The sequence below is a fragment of the Thermosynechococcus sp. genome (genome assembly GCF_025999095.1).
Lineage (GTDB): Bacteria > Cyanobacteriota > Cyanobacteriia > Thermosynechococcales > Thermosynechococcaceae > Thermosynechococcus.
On sequence record NZ_AP024678.1, the window covers coordinates 1,398,891 to 1,415,377 of the forward strand.

The following is a 16,487-nucleotide window of genomic DNA, read 5'->3' on the forward strand; positions in this document are numbered from 1 at the left end:
GCTCACAAATCCTTTGGCAGTAAATGGATCAGGGGGGCGATCGCCCCCAAACAAGCTGACTCAGTTCTGAGTGTTTAGAATGTCGTTGCCCCTTCTTTGTCGTCCGTGTCGTCTAGGGCACTGTAGTCAATAGTGGGTCGTGCCGGCGTACGGCGAGGGCTGACATCCACCATCAAATCCACCTCGGGGTCAGGTTTCATTTCGCCATCGTCCTCAAAGCTGGGAATACTGGCCTTGCGCACAGAAATATCTAAGCACAGGGATTGCAGCTCCCGCATCAGCACCTTAAAGGACTCGGGCGTGCCCGGTCGTGGAATGGATTGCCCCTTCACAATGGCATTGAGGGCTTCATTGCGTCCTTGCATGTCATCGGACTTGACCGTCAGTAACTCTTGGAGAATATAGGCGGCACCATAGGCCTCCAGTGCCCACACCTCCATTTCGCCAAAGCGCTGACCACCTTGCTGGGCTTTACCACCGAGGGGCTGTTGGGTAACCAAGGAGTAGGGACCGGTGGAGCGGGCGTGGATCTTATCGTCCACCAAGTGGACCAGCTTCAGCATATAGGCCATCCCCACTGTCACTGGTCGGTCAAAGGGTTCACCCGTGCGGCCATCATAGACGACCATTTTGCCGGGATTCTCAGGGTTAAAGACCCAATCTTGACCCGTGACGTCTCTGGCCTCTTGCAGTTTGGCATGGACTGTTTCGCGGGATTTTTCCTTGCCGTGCATTTCATCAAAGGGGGTAATTTTGAAGCGACGACCAAGGCATTCTCCAGCCCAGCCCAAGAGACACTCATAGACTTGCCCCACATTCATCCGTGAGGGCACCCCCAAGGGATTGAGGACAATATCCACAGGGCGACCATCGGGCAGGAAAGGCATATCCTCCACCGGCAGAATGCGGGAAATAATCCCCTTATTGCCGTGGCGACCAGCCATTTTATCCCCCACTTGAATTTTGCGCTTCTGGGCCACATAAACCCGCACCACCATATTGGCGCCGGGGGGTAGCTCATCCCCTTGCTCACGGGTAAAGACGCGCACATCGACAACGCGACCTTTTTCACCATTGGGCACCCGCAGGGAGTTATCCCGCACATCCCGCGCTTTTTCACCAAAGATGGCACGCAGCAGTTTTTCTTCGGGGGGCTGATCCGATTCCCCTTTGGGGGTGACTTTACCGACCAGAATATCGCCTGCCTCTACAAAGGCACCGATGCGGATAATGCCGTTTTCATCCAATTGCCGCAGGGCTTCTTCAGAGACGTTGGGCACTTCGCGGGTAATTTCCTCAGGACCGAGTTTGGTTTGCCGCGCCTCAATCTCGTATTTCTCAATGTGGATAGAGGTATAAACATCCTCTTGCACCAGCCGTTCGCTAATTAGGATGGCGTCTTCGTAGTTATAGCCTTCCCAAGGCATGTAGGCCACAAGGATGTTCTGGCCAAGGGCAAGTTCACCCCCTTCGGTGGCAGAACCATCGGCAATGACTTGTCCCGCTTGCACGCGATCGCCCACAAAGACAATCGGCCGTTGATTCAAGCACGTATCTTGGTTGGAGCGCTGGTATTTTTGCAACGTGTAGGTAATCTCAGGGCCATTATCCGTTTTGACGCGAATTTGATTGGCATCCACATAGCTGACCACGCCATTGGTCTGGCTGAGAATCACCATGCCAGAGTCCCGGGCTGCTTGGGCCTCTAGGCCGGTACCCACCAAAGGACGCTGCGGGCGCAACAGGGGAACGGCCTGCCGCTGCATATTAGAGCCCATAAGGGCACGGTTGGCGTCATCGTGCTCTAGGAAGGGAATCAGGGATGTAGCCACAGAGATAATCTGCACTGGCGAAACCGCCACGTAGTCCACCTGATCAGGGGTTGTGGTTGTGAAATCTTGACGATAGCGCACAGGTACCACATCACCAAGGATGTAACCGTTTTCATCGGTGGGCACATCCCCCGGCGCCACCCGCTTATCATCCTCTTCGTCAGCCGTCATGTAAATAGGAGGCTGATCCTTGAGGACGCGACCATCTTTCACGGGATAGAAAGGCGTCTCAATAAAGCCATATTCATTGACACGGGCATGGGTAGCCAGGGAGCCAATCAACCCAGCGTTGGGGCCTTCAGGGGTTTCAATGGGGCAGATGCGGCCATAGTGGCTAGGGTGAATATCCCGCACAGCAAAGCCTGCCCGCTCCCGAGTGAGACCACCGGGCCCTAGGGCACTTAAGCGCCGTTTATGGGTCAGTTCCGCGAGGGGGTTGGTTTGATCCATGAACTGGGAAAGCTGGCTAGAGCCAAAGAATTCCTTAATGGCGGCCACCAAGGGCTTCGGATTCACCAGTGAAGTGGGCGTCAAAGAATCCGTGTCAGACACCGTCATCCGCTCGCGAATAATCCGCTCTAGGCGATTGAGGCCAACGCGCACTTGGTTTTGCAGCAGCTCACCGACAGAACGGACACGGCGGTTGCCCAAGTGGTCAATGTCATCAATCGTTCCCAGGTCAAACTCTAGGTTGATGAGATAATCAATGGCCGCAAGAATATCCTCGGGGGTGAGAATGCGCACCGAGTCAGGAATATTTAACTGCAACTTGCGGTTGAGCTTGTAGCGACCCACCCGGCCAAGGTCGTAGCGCTTGGGATCAAAGAAGCGCGACTCTAGCAACTGTTGTCCCCCCGAAACCGTGGGCGGCTCCCCTGGACGCAGTTTTTTGTACAGTTCAATGAGGGCGTCTTCCTCAGAGAATTTGCCTTCTTTTTCAACGGTTTTTTGGTAGTACTCGGGGTGACGCAACCGCTCTAGGATTTCGCTATCGGTTAATCCCAAGGCCTTGAGGAGAACATGCGCCGAGAGCTTACGGGTTTTGTCAATGCGTACCCACAGCAGATTGTTTTTATCAGTTTCAAATTTCAGCCAAGCGCCCCGGTTGGGAATCAGGCTGGCATTGTAGGTGCGGCGACCATTTTTGTCGGTTTCTGATTTGTAGTAAACACCAGGACTGCGGACAATCTGGTTGACAATGACGCGCTCTGCACCATTGATAATAAACGTCCCGCGATCGGTCATCAGGGGTAGATCCCCAATGAACACATCCTGGTCAATGATATTGCCGTTTTCTTTGTTAATGAGGCGAGTTGGGACATACATTTGCATTGAGTAGGTGGCATCCCGCCGCTTGGCCTCATCTACGGTATACTTTGGCTCCTTGAGTCGGTAGTCTTTGGCCAAAAAGTGCAACTCAATTTTGCCGGTATAATCAGTAATAGGGGAGAAACTCTCTAGCTCTTCAATGAGTCCTTCTTCAAGAAACCATCGGAAGCTGGCCCGCTGAATCTCGACAAGGTCTGGCAAGGTAAAGGCGGGTGGCGTGTAAATCTGATTACTAGCCATGTATATCCTCTAGAGGGTATCGCTAAAACGCGGATCTTGCATCATAAATAAAGAGGCGTCGCCCTGTCAAGCACACCAAAAGCTCCGCCAACGGCAAAAGGTGCTGCCGCAGACGTCTAGCAAAATGAAGCTGTTGAAAACGAGAAAAGTTGACAGGTGCCACTGCCGCGCTTGCAAGCTGCTACCTCTGACGATAACACAGAGTTGCTACGTTTCAGCACTAGGACACGGAGAGGAATTGGAGCTGCTACCCCATGAGTCCAGTTTCCAAGGTTGGCGAGCAATGAATGGTTCGACAGCTTGCTGTTTTCCTTTGGGTCTATAAAGGGCAATGAGGGCTCTCTGTTGGGAACCTAAGGGAGAATCGGCGAGTTTCACCGCTGCAGCCTGCCCTGGGATGGCGTTCTTAGGCAGAAATCCCAAGGGTGGTTTCTGAGAGGCGGCCATCTTCCATGTGAATAATGCGATCGGCAACATCGAGAATACGGTTATCGTGGGTTACGATTAAAATGGTGCATCCCTGTTCACGGGCAAGGGTGCGCATAATTTCCACGACATCGCGACCGGATTTTTTATCGAGGGCAGCCGTAGGTTCATCGGCAAGCACAATTTTTGGATGTCCCACTAGAGCGCGGGCGATCGCCACCCGCTGCTTTTGCCCTCCCGACAGTTCATGGGGATAGTAGTCAAGGCGCTCTCCAAGGCCAACGGCACAGAGCATTGCTTCCACTCGTTCTCGGACTTCCTGTTGACTCAGGTGAGGTTGCAAATCGAGCGCCATCTGCACATTTTGGCGAGCCGTCAAGGCATGGAGAAGATTGTGGCCTTGGAAGATATAGCCCGTTTGTCGCCGGATTTGAATTTGCTGCTCTTTGGTGGCATGCCGTAGTTCCTGACCAAGCACCCGCAGACTGCCTTCCTGAGCCGAGCGTAGGGCACCAATCAGCGTTAGAAGTGTTGTTTTACCCGAGCCCGAAGGCCCCGTCATAATCACAATTTCGCCCGCCTCAACCCGAGCATGCAGATCAAAGAGAATTTGCTTGCGCAGTTGCCCCTGACCGAAATAGTGATTGAGGCCTTGAATGTGGATCACTGGCTCCATAGCACCATCCTAGAAAATATCGGCAGGATCAGCTGCTTGAATCCGCCGCATCGCGATCGCCCCCGAAAGGGTACACATCAGCACCGTCAGTGTAAAGACCAAACTGGCCCGCTCCACCGTCATTCCAATCTGGCAGGGAGGTGGCATTGGCAATAACGATATACAGTAAAAACGAAACGATAAAGCCGGGCACATAGCCCATACAGGAGAGAATTAAGGACTCCTGCATCACCACGCCATAGAAGAAGACATCGCGATAGCCCATTGCCTTGAGGGTGGCGTACTCGGCGAGGTGATCCGTGACATCGGTGTAGAGAATTTGATAGACAATCACTGAGCCAACGATAAATCCCATCAGGGCACCGAGGGAGAAAATAAACCCGATGGAGGTACTCTTTTCCCAGTAGCTGCGCTCGAATTCAGCAAACTCCTCGCGGGTCAGCACTAGCACATCATTCCCAAGGGCGGCGTTCATCCGCCGTGCCAGTGCCTTTGTATTCACCCCCGGCCGCACCCGCACGAGCCCCACATCAATCAGCCCCGGATTGCGTTCCGGGAACAGCCGCAAAAAGTTCAAATCGCTCGTGAGCAAGTTACCATCGGCGCCAAAGTTGGCTCCCATGCGAAACAAGCCTGCCACGGTGATTTTGCGGCCCGAGACTTCGGTTGTCACCTGCTCGCCGCTTGGCGGTATAGCTCTGGAATCGGGCCAAACTCAGCGCGGGATTGGGCATCAAAAAGAACGTGATCCGCTAGCTTAACGGCATCCTGCCAGTGGGGGGTATCGGAGACGGCAATGGAGACAGCCATCGGGTCCACCCCGATCACCATCAGTTGGCGTGTACTTTTTTTAATGGGATTGCGCCACAGACCAAAACTGAGGTAAAGGGGAGAAACAGACTCGACCCCTTCAAAGCCCGGCTGCTTGGTAGAGTCGCCGCCGTGGGAAGCTGCGCATAGCAATCAGCGCCGTGGATTGCGGACTAATGAGCACAATATCGGTGTTTAGGCTCTCGTGGAAGCGCACTGCTGCCTTGAAAGAGGGCATCGCGAAAGCCAAACTGCATCAGCATGAGTACGACCGCAAAGGCAATGCCCGCGATCGCCACTAAAAGACGAATTCGCTCGCGAATCAGTTGTAACCAAGCCAAGGGAATTGCAAAAACCATCCTGGCACCTCAGCGCGGATCAATCGCCACTTCCACTTGCATATTGGTCAGCCCTGCCACCGGTTCACTGTTATCAAGGCGAATTTTAACTTCCACAACCCGGGCATCTGTTTTTGCCGCTGGATCGGTATCGGTCACGTCATTCTTGGCAACCATCAGACCCACTTGAGCCACACGGCCGGAAATGGGAGCCTTGAGGGCGCTACTGCGGATTTCAGCCCGCTGCCCGACACGGACCCGGGGCACATCGGTTTCATAGACTTCAGCAACGACATACATTTGATCGGTGTTGCCCAGTTCCAGAATCCCTCGTTCGTTAATGTTTTCGCCAGCACGGGTGTGGATGCGCAGCACGCGGCCCTGGCGCGGCGCCCGAATAATTGTTCGTTGGAGGCGGGCTTCTGCCACTTGCAGATTCTGTTGCGCTGAGAGGAGTTGCACTTGGGTTTGGGCGCGGGCGAGATTCGCCTGAGCGGCGGCAATCTCAGCCGTTGCTGTGGCCAGTTCTGTACGCCGTTCCTCCTGCAAGCGAACGAGGTTAGCTTCAGCGTTGCGCAGTTCTTCCTGGAGGCTGCGGACGCGGACGGTGCGATCGTCGAGATCCTGTTGCGACACTGCCCCATCGGCAAAGAGTTGGGCAAAGCGCTGATATTCCCGATTGGCGGTTGCGAGTTCCGCTTGGATACGTTGAATGGTGGCCTGCTGGGCGGCAATGGCGGCAATGGCGGGTTCGTTGGCGCGATCGCGCCGTCGCTCGGCTTCGGCGTTAATTTGGGCAAGGGCTAAGCGGGTTTCGGCCTCATAGCGTAGGCGGGCTTCCTGCAATTGACTGGCGGCCAAGTCTGCGTTCGGCTTTGCGCTCCGGGTAGGTATCTAAATAGGCAAGGGGTTGACCGGCAACCACGCGATCGCCTTCGCGTACCAACAACTGTCCCAATCGCTCCGTCATCGAGGGGGCACTCACCGCCACCACTTCCCCTTCCGGCTCGAGTCGACCAAGGGCGGTAATGCGATCGCTGATTGGGTTGGCTAGGGCAGCTTGAATTGCTTGTTCCTCACGGGCTCGCTGCAGCTGCTGCCAATAGTTCCAACTCAGGAGTAGGCTCCCTAATCCGATGGCGATCGCCCCCCCGATCAGCCATGGACGACCAATTTTGCTGAGAAACGGCTGTCCCATGGGACGACCTCGTCAATCAATGCAGTGCAATCAGCGCTAATTAAGCATTACTTAATAGTATAGACATGGAAGGTTATTAAGAAATGCTAAGGTCGCCGACCACAGGATTGCCAAAGGGCTTGCCGTTCTGAGGGCAAAATTTCCCGCCATTGTCCGGGGGCAAGGTCGCCCAATTGCAAGTTGGCGATCGCTACCCGTACTAAACGCAGTGTGGGAAATCCTACCGCAGCCGTCATGCGGCGGACTTGGCGATTGCGCCCCTCCCGGAGGGTCAGACTGAGCCACTGCGTGGGAATATGGCGGCGATAGCGAATGGGGGGATTCCTTGGCGGCAAGGGGGGGTCCTGATCGAGTACCTCGACACGAGCGGGTCGCGTGCGATAGCCTTGGATCACTACCCCCGCTGTTAATTGGGTCAGGGCTGCTGTATCGGGTTCACCTTCCACCTGTACCCAGTAGGTGCGCGGATGACCATAGCGAGGATCCGTCAAGCGGTGTTGTAACCAGCCATCATTGGTGAGCAGAACTAGCCCTTCACTGTCGTAGTCTAGGCGGCCAGCGGGATAAACATCAGGAATAGGAACGTAATCTTTGAGGGTTGATCGCCCCTGTTGATCTTGAAACTGGCACAGAACCCGATAGGGTTTGTACAAGAGAATATAGCGATAATTCATGGCTATGAAAAGTTTAGCCGCGACGCCGTTTTACCTCAGTTTATGACCTAGTAAAGACTAGGGGGGAATGCTAACTGCAGACTTAGAAGTTTCTGGCTCAAGGACCAGTTTACTGCCGCCCGCAGTGTTGATTCCCAAATGTTTTGCAATTGTAGATCACAAAACAATATCGGCAGTCACCAACGTCGCCGCTAAACTAGAACTACTATAGCACATCTACTCTGGGGGCTAGCTTTAGATATCGAGGTTCTCTAGCGCCAACTGTGGGCCATAGGTCTCGATAAATTCGCGGCGAGGTGCCACGCGATCGCCCATGAGGATTGTAAAAATGCGATCCGCCTCAGCGGCATCGTCAATCTCCACCCGTTTGAGAATGCGGGTTTCTGGGTTCATCGTCGTTTCCCACAATTGCTCTGGCATCATTTCCCCTAGACCCTTAAAGCGTTGGATGGTGTAGTTGGCATTTTCTGGGAAGGAGGCAATCTGCTGTTGCAGCTCGCGATCGCTATAGCAGTAGAAGTGCTGGCGGCCCCGTTCCACTTTATACAGCGGTGGGCAAGCAATATAGACAAACCCTTGGTTCACTAACTCCTGCTGGTAGCGGTAGAAAAAGGTCAACAACAACGTGCGGATATGGGAGCCATCTACGTCAGCATCTGTCATGAGAATAATCTTGTGGTAGCGCAACTTGGCAGGGTCAAATTCCTCACCCTTCACCCCCAGACCAAGGGCAGTAATTAAAGACTGCACCTCGTTATTCTTGTAAATTTTGGCATCATCGGTTTTTTCAATGTTGAGAATCTTGCCCCGCAGCGGCAAAATTGCTTGGAATCGGCGATCGCGCCCCTGTTTAGCACTGCCACCGGCAGAATCCCCTTCGACAATGAAAATTTCCGAGACCGCCGGATCCCGTGAACTGCAATCCGCTAATTTCCCTGGCAGCGTTGAAGACTCCAACACCGACTTGCGCCGTACCATTTCCCGTGCCCGCCGCGCTGCCTCTGCCGCATTAAAGGCTTGGATGGCTTTTTCCAAAATCGTGTCGGTGATGTTGGGATGAAAGTCTAGGTACTCCGTGAGGGCTTCGCCCACAATGGCATCGACAATGCCGCGGACTTCTGTATTGCCCAGCTTTGTTTTTGTTTGCCCTTCAAATTCAGGGTTGGGCACCTTTACCGAAATAATGGCTGTGAGGCCCTCGCGAATGTTTTCCCCGGCAAGGTTGGGATCGTTTTCTTTGAGTTTGTTGCGCTTGCGACCAAGGACATTGAGGGTCCGCGTCAGCACCGCCTTGAGCCCTTCCATGTGGGTACCGCCATCAATGGTGCGGATATTATTGGCAAAGCCGAGGAGATTTTCACTATAGGCATCGGCACACCACTGGAGGGCGGCCTCCACCTGTACGTCATTTTTCTCCCCCTGAATATAGATCACCTCCGGGTGCAGCGGTTCCTTTTCCTGCACCATGTAGCGGACATATTCACGGATGCCGCCTTCATAGCAGTAGGTTTCACCCAGGGGAGGAGTGACACGCAAATCCTTAAATTCAATGCGAATGCCGGCATTGAGGTAGGCGAGTTCCCGCAGCCGTGTCATCAGCACCTTGGCATCAAATTCAATCGTTTCAGTGAAAATCTGGCGATCGGGAAAAAAGGTCACGGCGGTGCCGCGCCGTTCCTCTGGATCCGGGGTCTTTTTGAGGGGAGTCACGGGAACCCCCCGTTCGTAGCGCTGCTGATGGACAAAACCATTGCGCCAGACTGTCACCTCTAACCATTCCGAGAGGGCATTCACCACAGAGACCCCCACCCCGTGCAACCCCCCTGAGACTTTGTAGCCACCATCGCCAAACTTGCCCCCGGCATGGAGAACGGTCATCACGGTTTCAACGCCGGAAACCCCTGTATCGGGGTGAATATCCGTGGGAATGCCGCGCCCATTGTCGGTGACCGTGACGGAGCCATCGGCATTGATCTGGACTAAAATGGTGGAGCAGTAACCGGCAAGGGCCTCATCAACGGAGTTGTCCACGACTTCATAGACCAAGTGGTGAAGTCCCTTGGGGCCAGTGCTGCCGATGTACATCCCCGGTCGTGTCCGCACGGGTTCAAGGCCTTTGAGCACCCGCAACTGGGCAGAGGAATACTCGGCGGTCATGGCAACTCCCTAACTGCTATAGAATCGAGGCAAATGCGTCTTCACTTGCCTAAATGTCAAATCTGACCTAAATTTTAGCACATAAGGGTTATAGGCGATTCTAGGAAATTTTCAGGCTGTATTTGAGTGGGGGATGCAGGGCTAATTGTTATTGGGGGGCCAACGGCTACAGGCAAAACGGCGCTGGCGATCGCCCTTGCCCAGCAATTGCATAGCGTCATTTTGAGTGCCGATTCCCGCCAAGTCTATCGCGGCTTTGACATTGGCACAGCCAAGCCCACCCCAGCCCAGCAACAGCAGGTGCGCCACCACCTCATTGATATTTGTGACCCCCGCGATAGGTTGACCCTAGGGATTTACCAAGCCCAGGCTCAAGCCCTGATTGCCCACTACCACGCCCAAGGGATCACGCCCCTCTTGGTGGGCGGCACGGGGCTGTACATCCGCAGTATTACCCAAGGGCTAACGATGCCCCAAGTTCCACCGCAACCGCATCTACGGGCCCAATTGATGGCTCTGGGTCAGCAGGAATGCTATCGGTGGCTGCAGCAGGTGGATCCTGTGGCGGCGCAACGGATCCATGCCCACGATCCAGTGCGTACCCTGCGAGCCTTAGAGGTCTATTACACCACTGGGGTGCCCCTGAGTCAGCAGCAACGGCGACAGCCCCCTTCCTATCCCATTTGGTTCTTTGCTTTGCCGGGGGGCGATCGCCAACAACAGCGCCGCCGTATCGAAGCCCGCACTGAGCAGATGCTAGCCATGGGCTGGCTCGATGAAATTCGGCAACTGCAAGCGCACTACGGTGATGAACTGCCCCTATTGGACACCCTAGGCTACCGCGAAATGCGCCAATATCTGCGGCGAGAAATTTCCCTAGAAGAGGCCATTGCCCTCACAGTGCAGCACACCCAGCAATTTGCCAAACGACAGCGGACATGGTTCCGAGCCGAACCTGGCATCCATTGGCTGCAAGGGACAACCCTAGAGGAACAGCTCGCAGAGATTCAAGCCGTCTTAAGAGTATCCCCAGGAACCCTATGAAGCTCACCCCAGCTGCTGACGCGAGGTGGTGTCTATACCATCTGAGGATTGTGAATCCACAGATCGCACAAACCAGCCCCGCTTCTAAGCGAATATCGGGAACGTTTGGCCAAATACTCTATCACTGTCCTTTACGGTCCTTTCGGCAAGTGAGCTATGGTTGAATCGCTGTCAAAGATGGCCCTATCAAATCTTGTAAACACATCTTGTAAACACACTCAAGACGATTACCGGTCGAGAAATCCGCAAATGGAGCCAAGCAGCACCAAAGAGCTCGTCGTTGTCACTATCAAGACTGTGAGCCCCCCACCCCAACGGCGGCAACTTGCGGTACATTCAACAGACGACGGATGGTCGCAGTGGGTAGGCTCACAGGGCGATCGCTCCCAATTCAATAACCTTTCCACGCTAGCAAATGACAGAAATGGGTCGCACCAAGTATTTTTTGGGGTTTGATCCGGGGCAAGACAAGTGTGGTCTAGCCCTTGCCCTTGGTCAAGAAGTAGTGCGCCATGGGGTGGTGGCCAGCGATCGCGCGATCGCCTGTGTGCGGCAGTGGCACCAAGCCTATCCCTTTGAACAGGTGATTATAGGCAATCAAACCACCTCCCGCCGGTGGCAGCAGCAACTGCAAGCCGCTTTGGCTGTGGAAATTATTCCAGTGGATGAGCGCAATAGTACCCTAGAGGCCCGCGATCGCTATTGGCAACTCTTTCCGCCCCGCAGTTGGCAACGGCTCATTCCCAAGGGGTTGCGCGTGCCCCCCCGCCCCATTGACGACATTGTGGCTATCGTTTTACTGGAACGCTACTGTGGCTATCCGCTGCTGCTCAGTCAGAGGCAATAAACTTTATAATTGTCGGGTTATAGTACAGCACGGCAGCCGTGGAGAAAGGCACCCTCATTGAATTTCGGGTCAATAACCAGCGTCGCTTGGCGGTCATCGATCGCCCCGAAGGGAAAAAGCATTGGATTGCCATTGATCAGCACCTGCAAGCCCACACCATTCATCCGCGCCAACTCACATTTACGGTGCCCGAGGAGCGGTTTCGCCCCCAGGAGATTCCCGCATTTTGGCAGCAGGTGCAGCCCCTCTTGGATGCCGACAGTTTAGAAGTGGCTTGGGAAATTATCCGCGAGGAAAACCGCGCCATTACACCGGCGGATCTAGCGGAGCTGCTTTTTTCGGAGCGATCGGCGGTGGCCTGCTATGCCGCCTACTATCTTCTTAGCGAGGATCGCTTCTATTTCAAGCTCAAGGGAGAAACCTACGAGCCTCGGCCAGCGGCTCAAGTGGCAGAACTCAAACATCAAAGCCAGCGGGAAGCCCAACGCCTGGCGGAAGAAGTCAGCTTTCGCGAACATTTAGCTCAAGCCCTTAGGGGCGAAGCTGTGGAGTGGTCGGCCAGCGATCGCAAGCGCCTGGAGCAGTTAGAGCGCTATGCTATAGCCATTGAACCCAGTGCCCAACACCAAGCTGCCATTGACCTCCTCAGTGAATTAAAGCGCCCTACTCAACCCCTAGGGGCATTCCAACTGCTGGTGGATCTCGGCCTTTGGTCCGAGCACGAAAATCTCTTTCTGCGCCGTAGTCAAATTGATGTTGAATTTTCTGCCAAGGTACTTGCTGTGGCCCATGAACGCCTGACCTCACCCCCTACGGACATTGACGCTCCTTTGCGCCGCGATCTTACCCATCTTAAGGTCTACACGATTGACGATGAAAGCACCCAAGAGATTGATGATGGCCTGAGCCTGGAAGTCGTCGGCGATCGCCAAAAGCTCTGGATTCACATTGCCGATCCCAGCCGCTGGGTGATGGTGGATGATGTCTTGGATCAGGAGGCTCGCCGCCGCGCCACAACGGTCTATCTACCGACGGGGATGATTCCCATGTTTCCCACCGAGTTAGCCACAGGTCCGATGAGTTTGGTGGCGGGACAAACCTGTTGCGCCCTGAGTTTTGGCGTTCTTTTGGCGGAAAATGGCGAAGTGCTTGAGTATGAAATCTGCCCCAGTTGGATTCGTCCCACCTATCGCCTCAGCTATGACGATGTAGACATGATTTTGGAGCAAGGGGTAACCGGCGAAGCGGATCTGCTGGCGATCGCCCAATGGGGACAGCGGCGCAGTGAGTGGCGACAACAACGGGGCGCCATTCGCATCAATATCCCTGAACCCAACATTAAAGTGGCTGGTGACCAGGTGGACATCTCGCCCCTCCATGATTCACCCGCCCGCCAGCTAGTGGCAGAAATGATGATTCTTGCCGGTGAAGTGGCTGCCCATTTTGGCGCCCGTGAGGGTATTCCACTGCCCTTTCGCACGCAAGCGCCGCCAGACCTGCCTTCAGAGGAGGAATTGCTGCAACTACCCGCTGGAATAGTGCGCGACTGTGCCATTCGCCGCTGTATGCCCCGCAGTGAAATGAGTACCCAACCCAATCCCCATGCTAGCCTTGGCCTTGCTGCCTACTGCCAAGTGACGTCCCCCATTCGCCGCTACACGGATCTGCTGGCACACCGTCAGATTAAAGCCCACCTGCGGGGGGAAACCCCACCCCTAACCCCCGAGCAACTGAATGAAATTCTCTTGGGACTGGTGTCTTCCGTTCAGGAATCTTCCCTTGTGGAGCGGCAAACCAACCGCTATTGGTGCTTAGAGTATCTGCGGCGGCATCGCGAGGCGGTGTGGCGGGGCATTTTACTGCGTTGGTTGCGTCCTGAGGAGGGGCTGGGACTGGTTCTCTTGGAGGATTTGGCGGTGGAACTGGCAATGCGCTTGCAACGGCAGGCCAATTTGGGAGAGTCTGTGCTGGTGCGCGTCACGCGTGTGGATCCCCGCAGTGATCAAATTTGGCTGGAGGAGGTGCCCGCTGCGACACCAATGCCCACAGCAACCGCCGCATTATCCTAAAAGCATGAACTAAAAGCATGAAAAAGTGGCAGTGTATGCAAGGGTGTGGAGCCTGCTGTTACCTTGATTTGAGCGATCGCCCAGAGGTGCCCACCATTCTCAATGACGCGGAATTTGCCCTCTACCAATCCCTCATTGGTGCCGATGGCTGGTGTATTCACTTTGAACCCCTGAGCCGCCGCTGTCGTATCTATGAGAATCGCCCCCGCTTTTGCCGCGTCACCCCAGAGGTTTTTGAGGACCTGTACGGCATCCTGCCGGAGGAACTGGATGAGTTTGCCATGCAATGTTGCTGTGAACACATTAGCGATCGCTACGGTGAGCGGAGTTTTGAACTGCTGCGCTATGAATATCTAGTCGGGCGTAGCGTAGATCCTCCCCAAGCCCATTCCCCACCTTTGGACTGAGAAAATGCCCTCTATAATGACAGCAAGTGTGTTCAGCCAGAGCCCATGAGCGAGCAGTGGATGCGGGTTAACTTGGTAGAAGGCTCGGTAAATTTTTGCTTTTCGCGCCCAGCCGCAGAGGCTCTACGGCAAGAGATGCAAGCCTTAATGGAACGGATGCGGGCGATCGCCCGCGCCAAGGCCAGCGGTACGCCTTTGTCCGCGCAAGCAGCCATGGAATACCGGCACGTCGGCGAAGTCTTCCTTGAAGTGTTTTGTAATCCGAATATCTGGCCGAACCCCTACGCGGCTAAAGTGCTTTTGACGATACGCGATGAGCGCATTTGCCTAAGGAGTGAAGCAGAGCTAAATCATCTAATGGAAGACCTCAACCAATTTCTGGAAAGCGCTACCCCCTAGGGGGGCAATATCTGTTAGGTTGAGGATATGGTTACTCTTCCTAAAGCTAGCCGCTCTGGCCGTTTTCGTCGCCTGCTGGCCTATCTGCGTCCTCACCAAACCAAAATCTGGGGGGGCATTGCAGCGCTTTTCATTGTCAACCTCCTAGGGACCTATTTGCCCCTGCTGATCGGCACTGCCGTTGATGAGTTGCAGCACAAGTTTGACTTTCAACGGGTGGTGTTCTATGCCCTGCTGCTGCTTGGCCTCGCTTCCTTGATGTGGCTAATTCGCATGGCCTCGCGCCTGTGGATCTTTGGTGCCGGACGATTGGTGGAATTTGACCTCAAGCAACGGCTTTTTGAGCATCTGTTGCGTTTAGAACCCAGTTACTTTGCGGAAAATACCCCTGGCGATCTCATTAGCCGGGCCACCAGTGATGTGGATAACATTCGGCGGCTAGTGGGCTTTGCGCTTTTGAGTGCCGTCAACACAGTCTTTGCCTACGGTATGACACTGCCGGTGATGCTGGCCATTCATCCGGGGTTGAGTTTAGGGGCGATCGCCGTCTATCCAGCAGTTCTCTTGATTGTCCAAACGTTTAGCGATCGCCTGCGGGCAGAGCAGCTAGAGGTGCAACAAAGCCTCTCGGAACTCAGCGATCTCATTCAAGAGGACATGAGTGGCATTGCCCTCATTAAAATCTATGGCCAAGAAGCCAATGAACAACGCCAATTTCACCAGTTAAATCAAGACCTACTGCGCAATAACCTAGTACTGGCCAAAACCCGCAACATTCTCTTTCCGCTTTTGGGGGGGATGGTCAGCTTTAGTCTATTGATTCTACTGTGGTTTGGCAGCCGCATGATTGCAGCCAACACCATTCAGGTGGGGGATTTTATTGCCCTGTTGTTGTACATTGAGCGGCTAATTTTCCCGACGGCGCTATTGGGCTTTACGATTACCACCTACCAACGGGGGGAGGTGAGTATTGACCGTATTGAAGCAATTTTGAGTGTTGAACCGCGCATTCAGGATGCCCCCGATGCCCTTGCCCTCCCCCGCGATCGCGTCCGTGGTCACCTGCTTTGTCAAAACTTAACCTTTACCTACCCCACTCGCCATACTCCCGCCCTGAATCATCTCAGCTTTGAAATTCAAGCGGGGGAAATGGTGGCGATCGTTGGCCCCATTGGCTGTGGCAAATCCACCTTGGCCAGTGCCCTGCCTCGTTTGCTGGAGATTGCTCCCAATCAAATTTTCCTTGATGGCATTGACATTACACGGTTGCGTCTTGCCGATCTGCGGGGGGCGATCGCCTACGTGCCCCAAGAAAGCTTTCTTTTTAGCACCACCATCAAAAACAACATTCGCTATGGCGAACCTGACGCCACAGAACTCAAGGTCATTGCCGCTGCCAGCCAAGCCCAAATTCACAACGAAATTCTCAACTTTCCCCAGCAGTACGAAACCCTTGTGGGGGAGCGGGGCATTACCCTCTCGGGGGGACAGCGACAACGAACCGCTTTGGCCCGTGCCCTGCTGGTAGAAGCGCCCATCCTTGTTTTAGATGACGCCCTTGCCAGTGTGGATAACCAAACCGCTCAGCAAATTTTACAGGCACTGCGGCAGCAACAGCGCACACGCACAGTGCTCTTTATTTCCCATCAACTCTCGGCAGCAGCAACCTGCGATCGCATTCTTGTCATGGACAAAGGGCGGATTGTTCAACAGGGAACCCACAATGAACTAGTGGCCACCAAGGGACTGTATCAATTCCTTTGGGAGCAGTATCAGTTGGAACGCTCCCTTGCCTAGGGGCGTCATCAACTGGATATCCCTCCAAAGCAAATCGGCGCCCCCGCTGGTTTTAGCAATATATATCTAGGAAGGGTTCAAGGGAACTACTGCCCTGGGGCTTGCGGACTAGGGAGATTCTCCTGCCGGTGCTTGGTTATCGGTCGTACCACCGCCACCCCCACAGGCAACCAGTGTGGTCGAAAAACCCACTAAAATTAAGCCCAAGGCGGCAAGCTTATAAAGGGATTTCATAGAACTCCTC

Annotated in this window: 13 protein-coding genes, 1 other RNA gene and 1 pseudogene; 6 read left to right on the plus strand and 9 right to left on the minus strand. The window is 54.5% G+C overall.

Translation table 11 applies throughout. From position 1 onward, the window contains the following. Positions 1-74: 74 nt before the first annotated feature. The 8 genes and pseudogenes from rpoB to gyrB form a co-directional block, all read right to left on the minus strand. Complete coding sequence (gene rpoB, locus Q0W94_RS06855; protein ID WP_297756999.1) at positions 75-3,401, minus strand: DNA-directed RNA polymerase subunit beta; 3,327 nt, start codon at positions 3,399-3,401, stop codon at positions 75-77. A gap of 406 nt (positions 3,402-3,807) precedes the next feature. Further along, the gene (locus tag Q0W94_RS06860) at positions 3,808-4,503 is read right to left on the minus strand and encodes a DevA family ABC transporter ATP-binding protein (protein ID WP_297757001.1); all 696 of its coding nucleotides are present in this window, start codon (positions 4,501-4,503) and stop codon (positions 3,808-3,810) included. A gap of 9 nt (positions 4,504-4,512) precedes the next feature. Beyond that, a pseudogene (gene devC / locus Q0W94_RS12285) lies at positions 4,513-5,672 on the minus strand (ABC transporter permease DevC). Positions 5,673-5,681: 9 nt separating this feature from the next. Further along, a complete protein-coding gene (locus Q0W94_RS06880; RefSeq protein ID WP_297757011.1) occupies positions 5,682-6,512 on the minus strand; it encodes an HlyD family efflux transporter periplasmic adaptor subunit in 831 nt (276 codons plus the stop codon). Beyond that, positions 6,472-6,849 carry a biotin/lipoyl-binding protein gene (locus Q0W94_RS06885; protein WP_297757014.1) on the minus strand — a complete coding sequence of 126 codons (378 nt, stop codon included), beginning with the start codon at positions 6,847-6,849 and terminating at the stop codon, positions 6,472-6,474. Before Q0W94_RS06885 ends, Q0W94_RS06880 begins: the two co-directional genes overlap by 41 nt. Before the next feature lie 86 nt (positions 6,850-6,935). After that, positions 6,936-7,523, minus strand: a complete 588-nt coding sequence (locus Q0W94_RS06890) for a pseudouridine synthase (protein ID WP_297757017.1) — start codon at positions 7,521-7,523, stop codon at positions 6,936-6,938. A 10-nt stretch (positions 7,524-7,533) separates the two neighbouring features. After that, a non-coding RNA gene (gene ssrS, locus Q0W94_RS06895) (6S RNA) lies at positions 7,534-7,720 on the minus strand. A 37-nt stretch (positions 7,721-7,757) separates the two neighbouring features. Beyond that, the gene (gyrB, locus tag Q0W94_RS06900) at positions 7,758-9,680 is read right to left on the minus strand and encodes a DNA topoisomerase (ATP-hydrolyzing) subunit B (RefSeq protein WP_297757020.1); all 1,923 of its coding nucleotides are present in this window, start codon (positions 9,678-9,680) and stop codon (positions 7,758-7,760) included. Between the two features lie 126 nt (positions 9,681-9,806). Between gyrB and miaA the strand changes: the two genes are divergently transcribed. The 6 genes from miaA to Q0W94_RS06930 all read left to right on the plus strand — a co-directional run bounded on the left by miaA (position 9,807) and on the right by Q0W94_RS06930 (position 16,243). Continuing rightward, a complete protein-coding gene (gene miaA / locus Q0W94_RS06905) occupies positions 9,807-10,724 on the plus strand; it encodes a tRNA (adenosine(37)-N6)-dimethylallyltransferase MiaA (RefSeq protein ID WP_297757022.1) in 918 nt (305 codons plus the stop codon). Between the two features lie 415 nt (positions 10,725-11,139). Further along, positions 11,140-11,571, plus strand: a complete 432-nt coding sequence (locus tag Q0W94_RS06910) for a resolvase (RefSeq protein ID WP_297757025.1) — start codon at positions 11,140-11,142, stop codon at positions 11,569-11,571. A gap of 38 nt (positions 11,572-11,609) precedes the next feature. Then, positions 11,610-13,640: a ribonuclease catalytic domain-containing protein gene (locus tag Q0W94_RS06915; RefSeq protein ID WP_297757028.1), complete on the plus strand. Its 2,031-nt coding sequence runs from the start codon at positions 11,610-11,612 to the stop codon at positions 13,638-13,640. Positions 13,641-13,657: 17 nt separating this feature from the next. Further along, positions 13,658-14,047, plus strand: coding sequence for a YkgJ family cysteine cluster protein (locus Q0W94_RS06920; protein WP_297757031.1), 390 nt, complete (start codon positions 13,658-13,660; stop codon positions 14,045-14,047). A gap of 45 nt (positions 14,048-14,092) precedes the next feature. Next, complete coding sequence (locus Q0W94_RS06925) at positions 14,093-14,446, plus strand: hypothetical protein (protein ID WP_297757034.1); 354 nt, start codon at positions 14,093-14,095, stop codon at positions 14,444-14,446. Between the two features lie 27 nt (positions 14,447-14,473). Further along, positions 14,474-16,243, plus strand: a complete 1,770-nt coding sequence (locus Q0W94_RS06930; protein WP_297757037.1) for an ABC transporter ATP-binding protein — start codon at positions 14,474-14,476, stop codon at positions 16,241-16,243. Between the two features lie 108 nt (positions 16,244-16,351). On the opposite strand, the gene Q0W94_RS06935 is transcribed toward Q0W94_RS06930, so the two are convergent. Beyond that, positions 16,352-16,477 carry a hypothetical protein gene (locus Q0W94_RS06935; protein WP_297757040.1) on the minus strand — a complete coding sequence of 42 codons (126 nt, stop codon included), beginning with the start codon at positions 16,475-16,477 and terminating at the stop codon, positions 16,352-16,354. Positions 16,478-16,487: the final 10 nt, after the last annotated feature.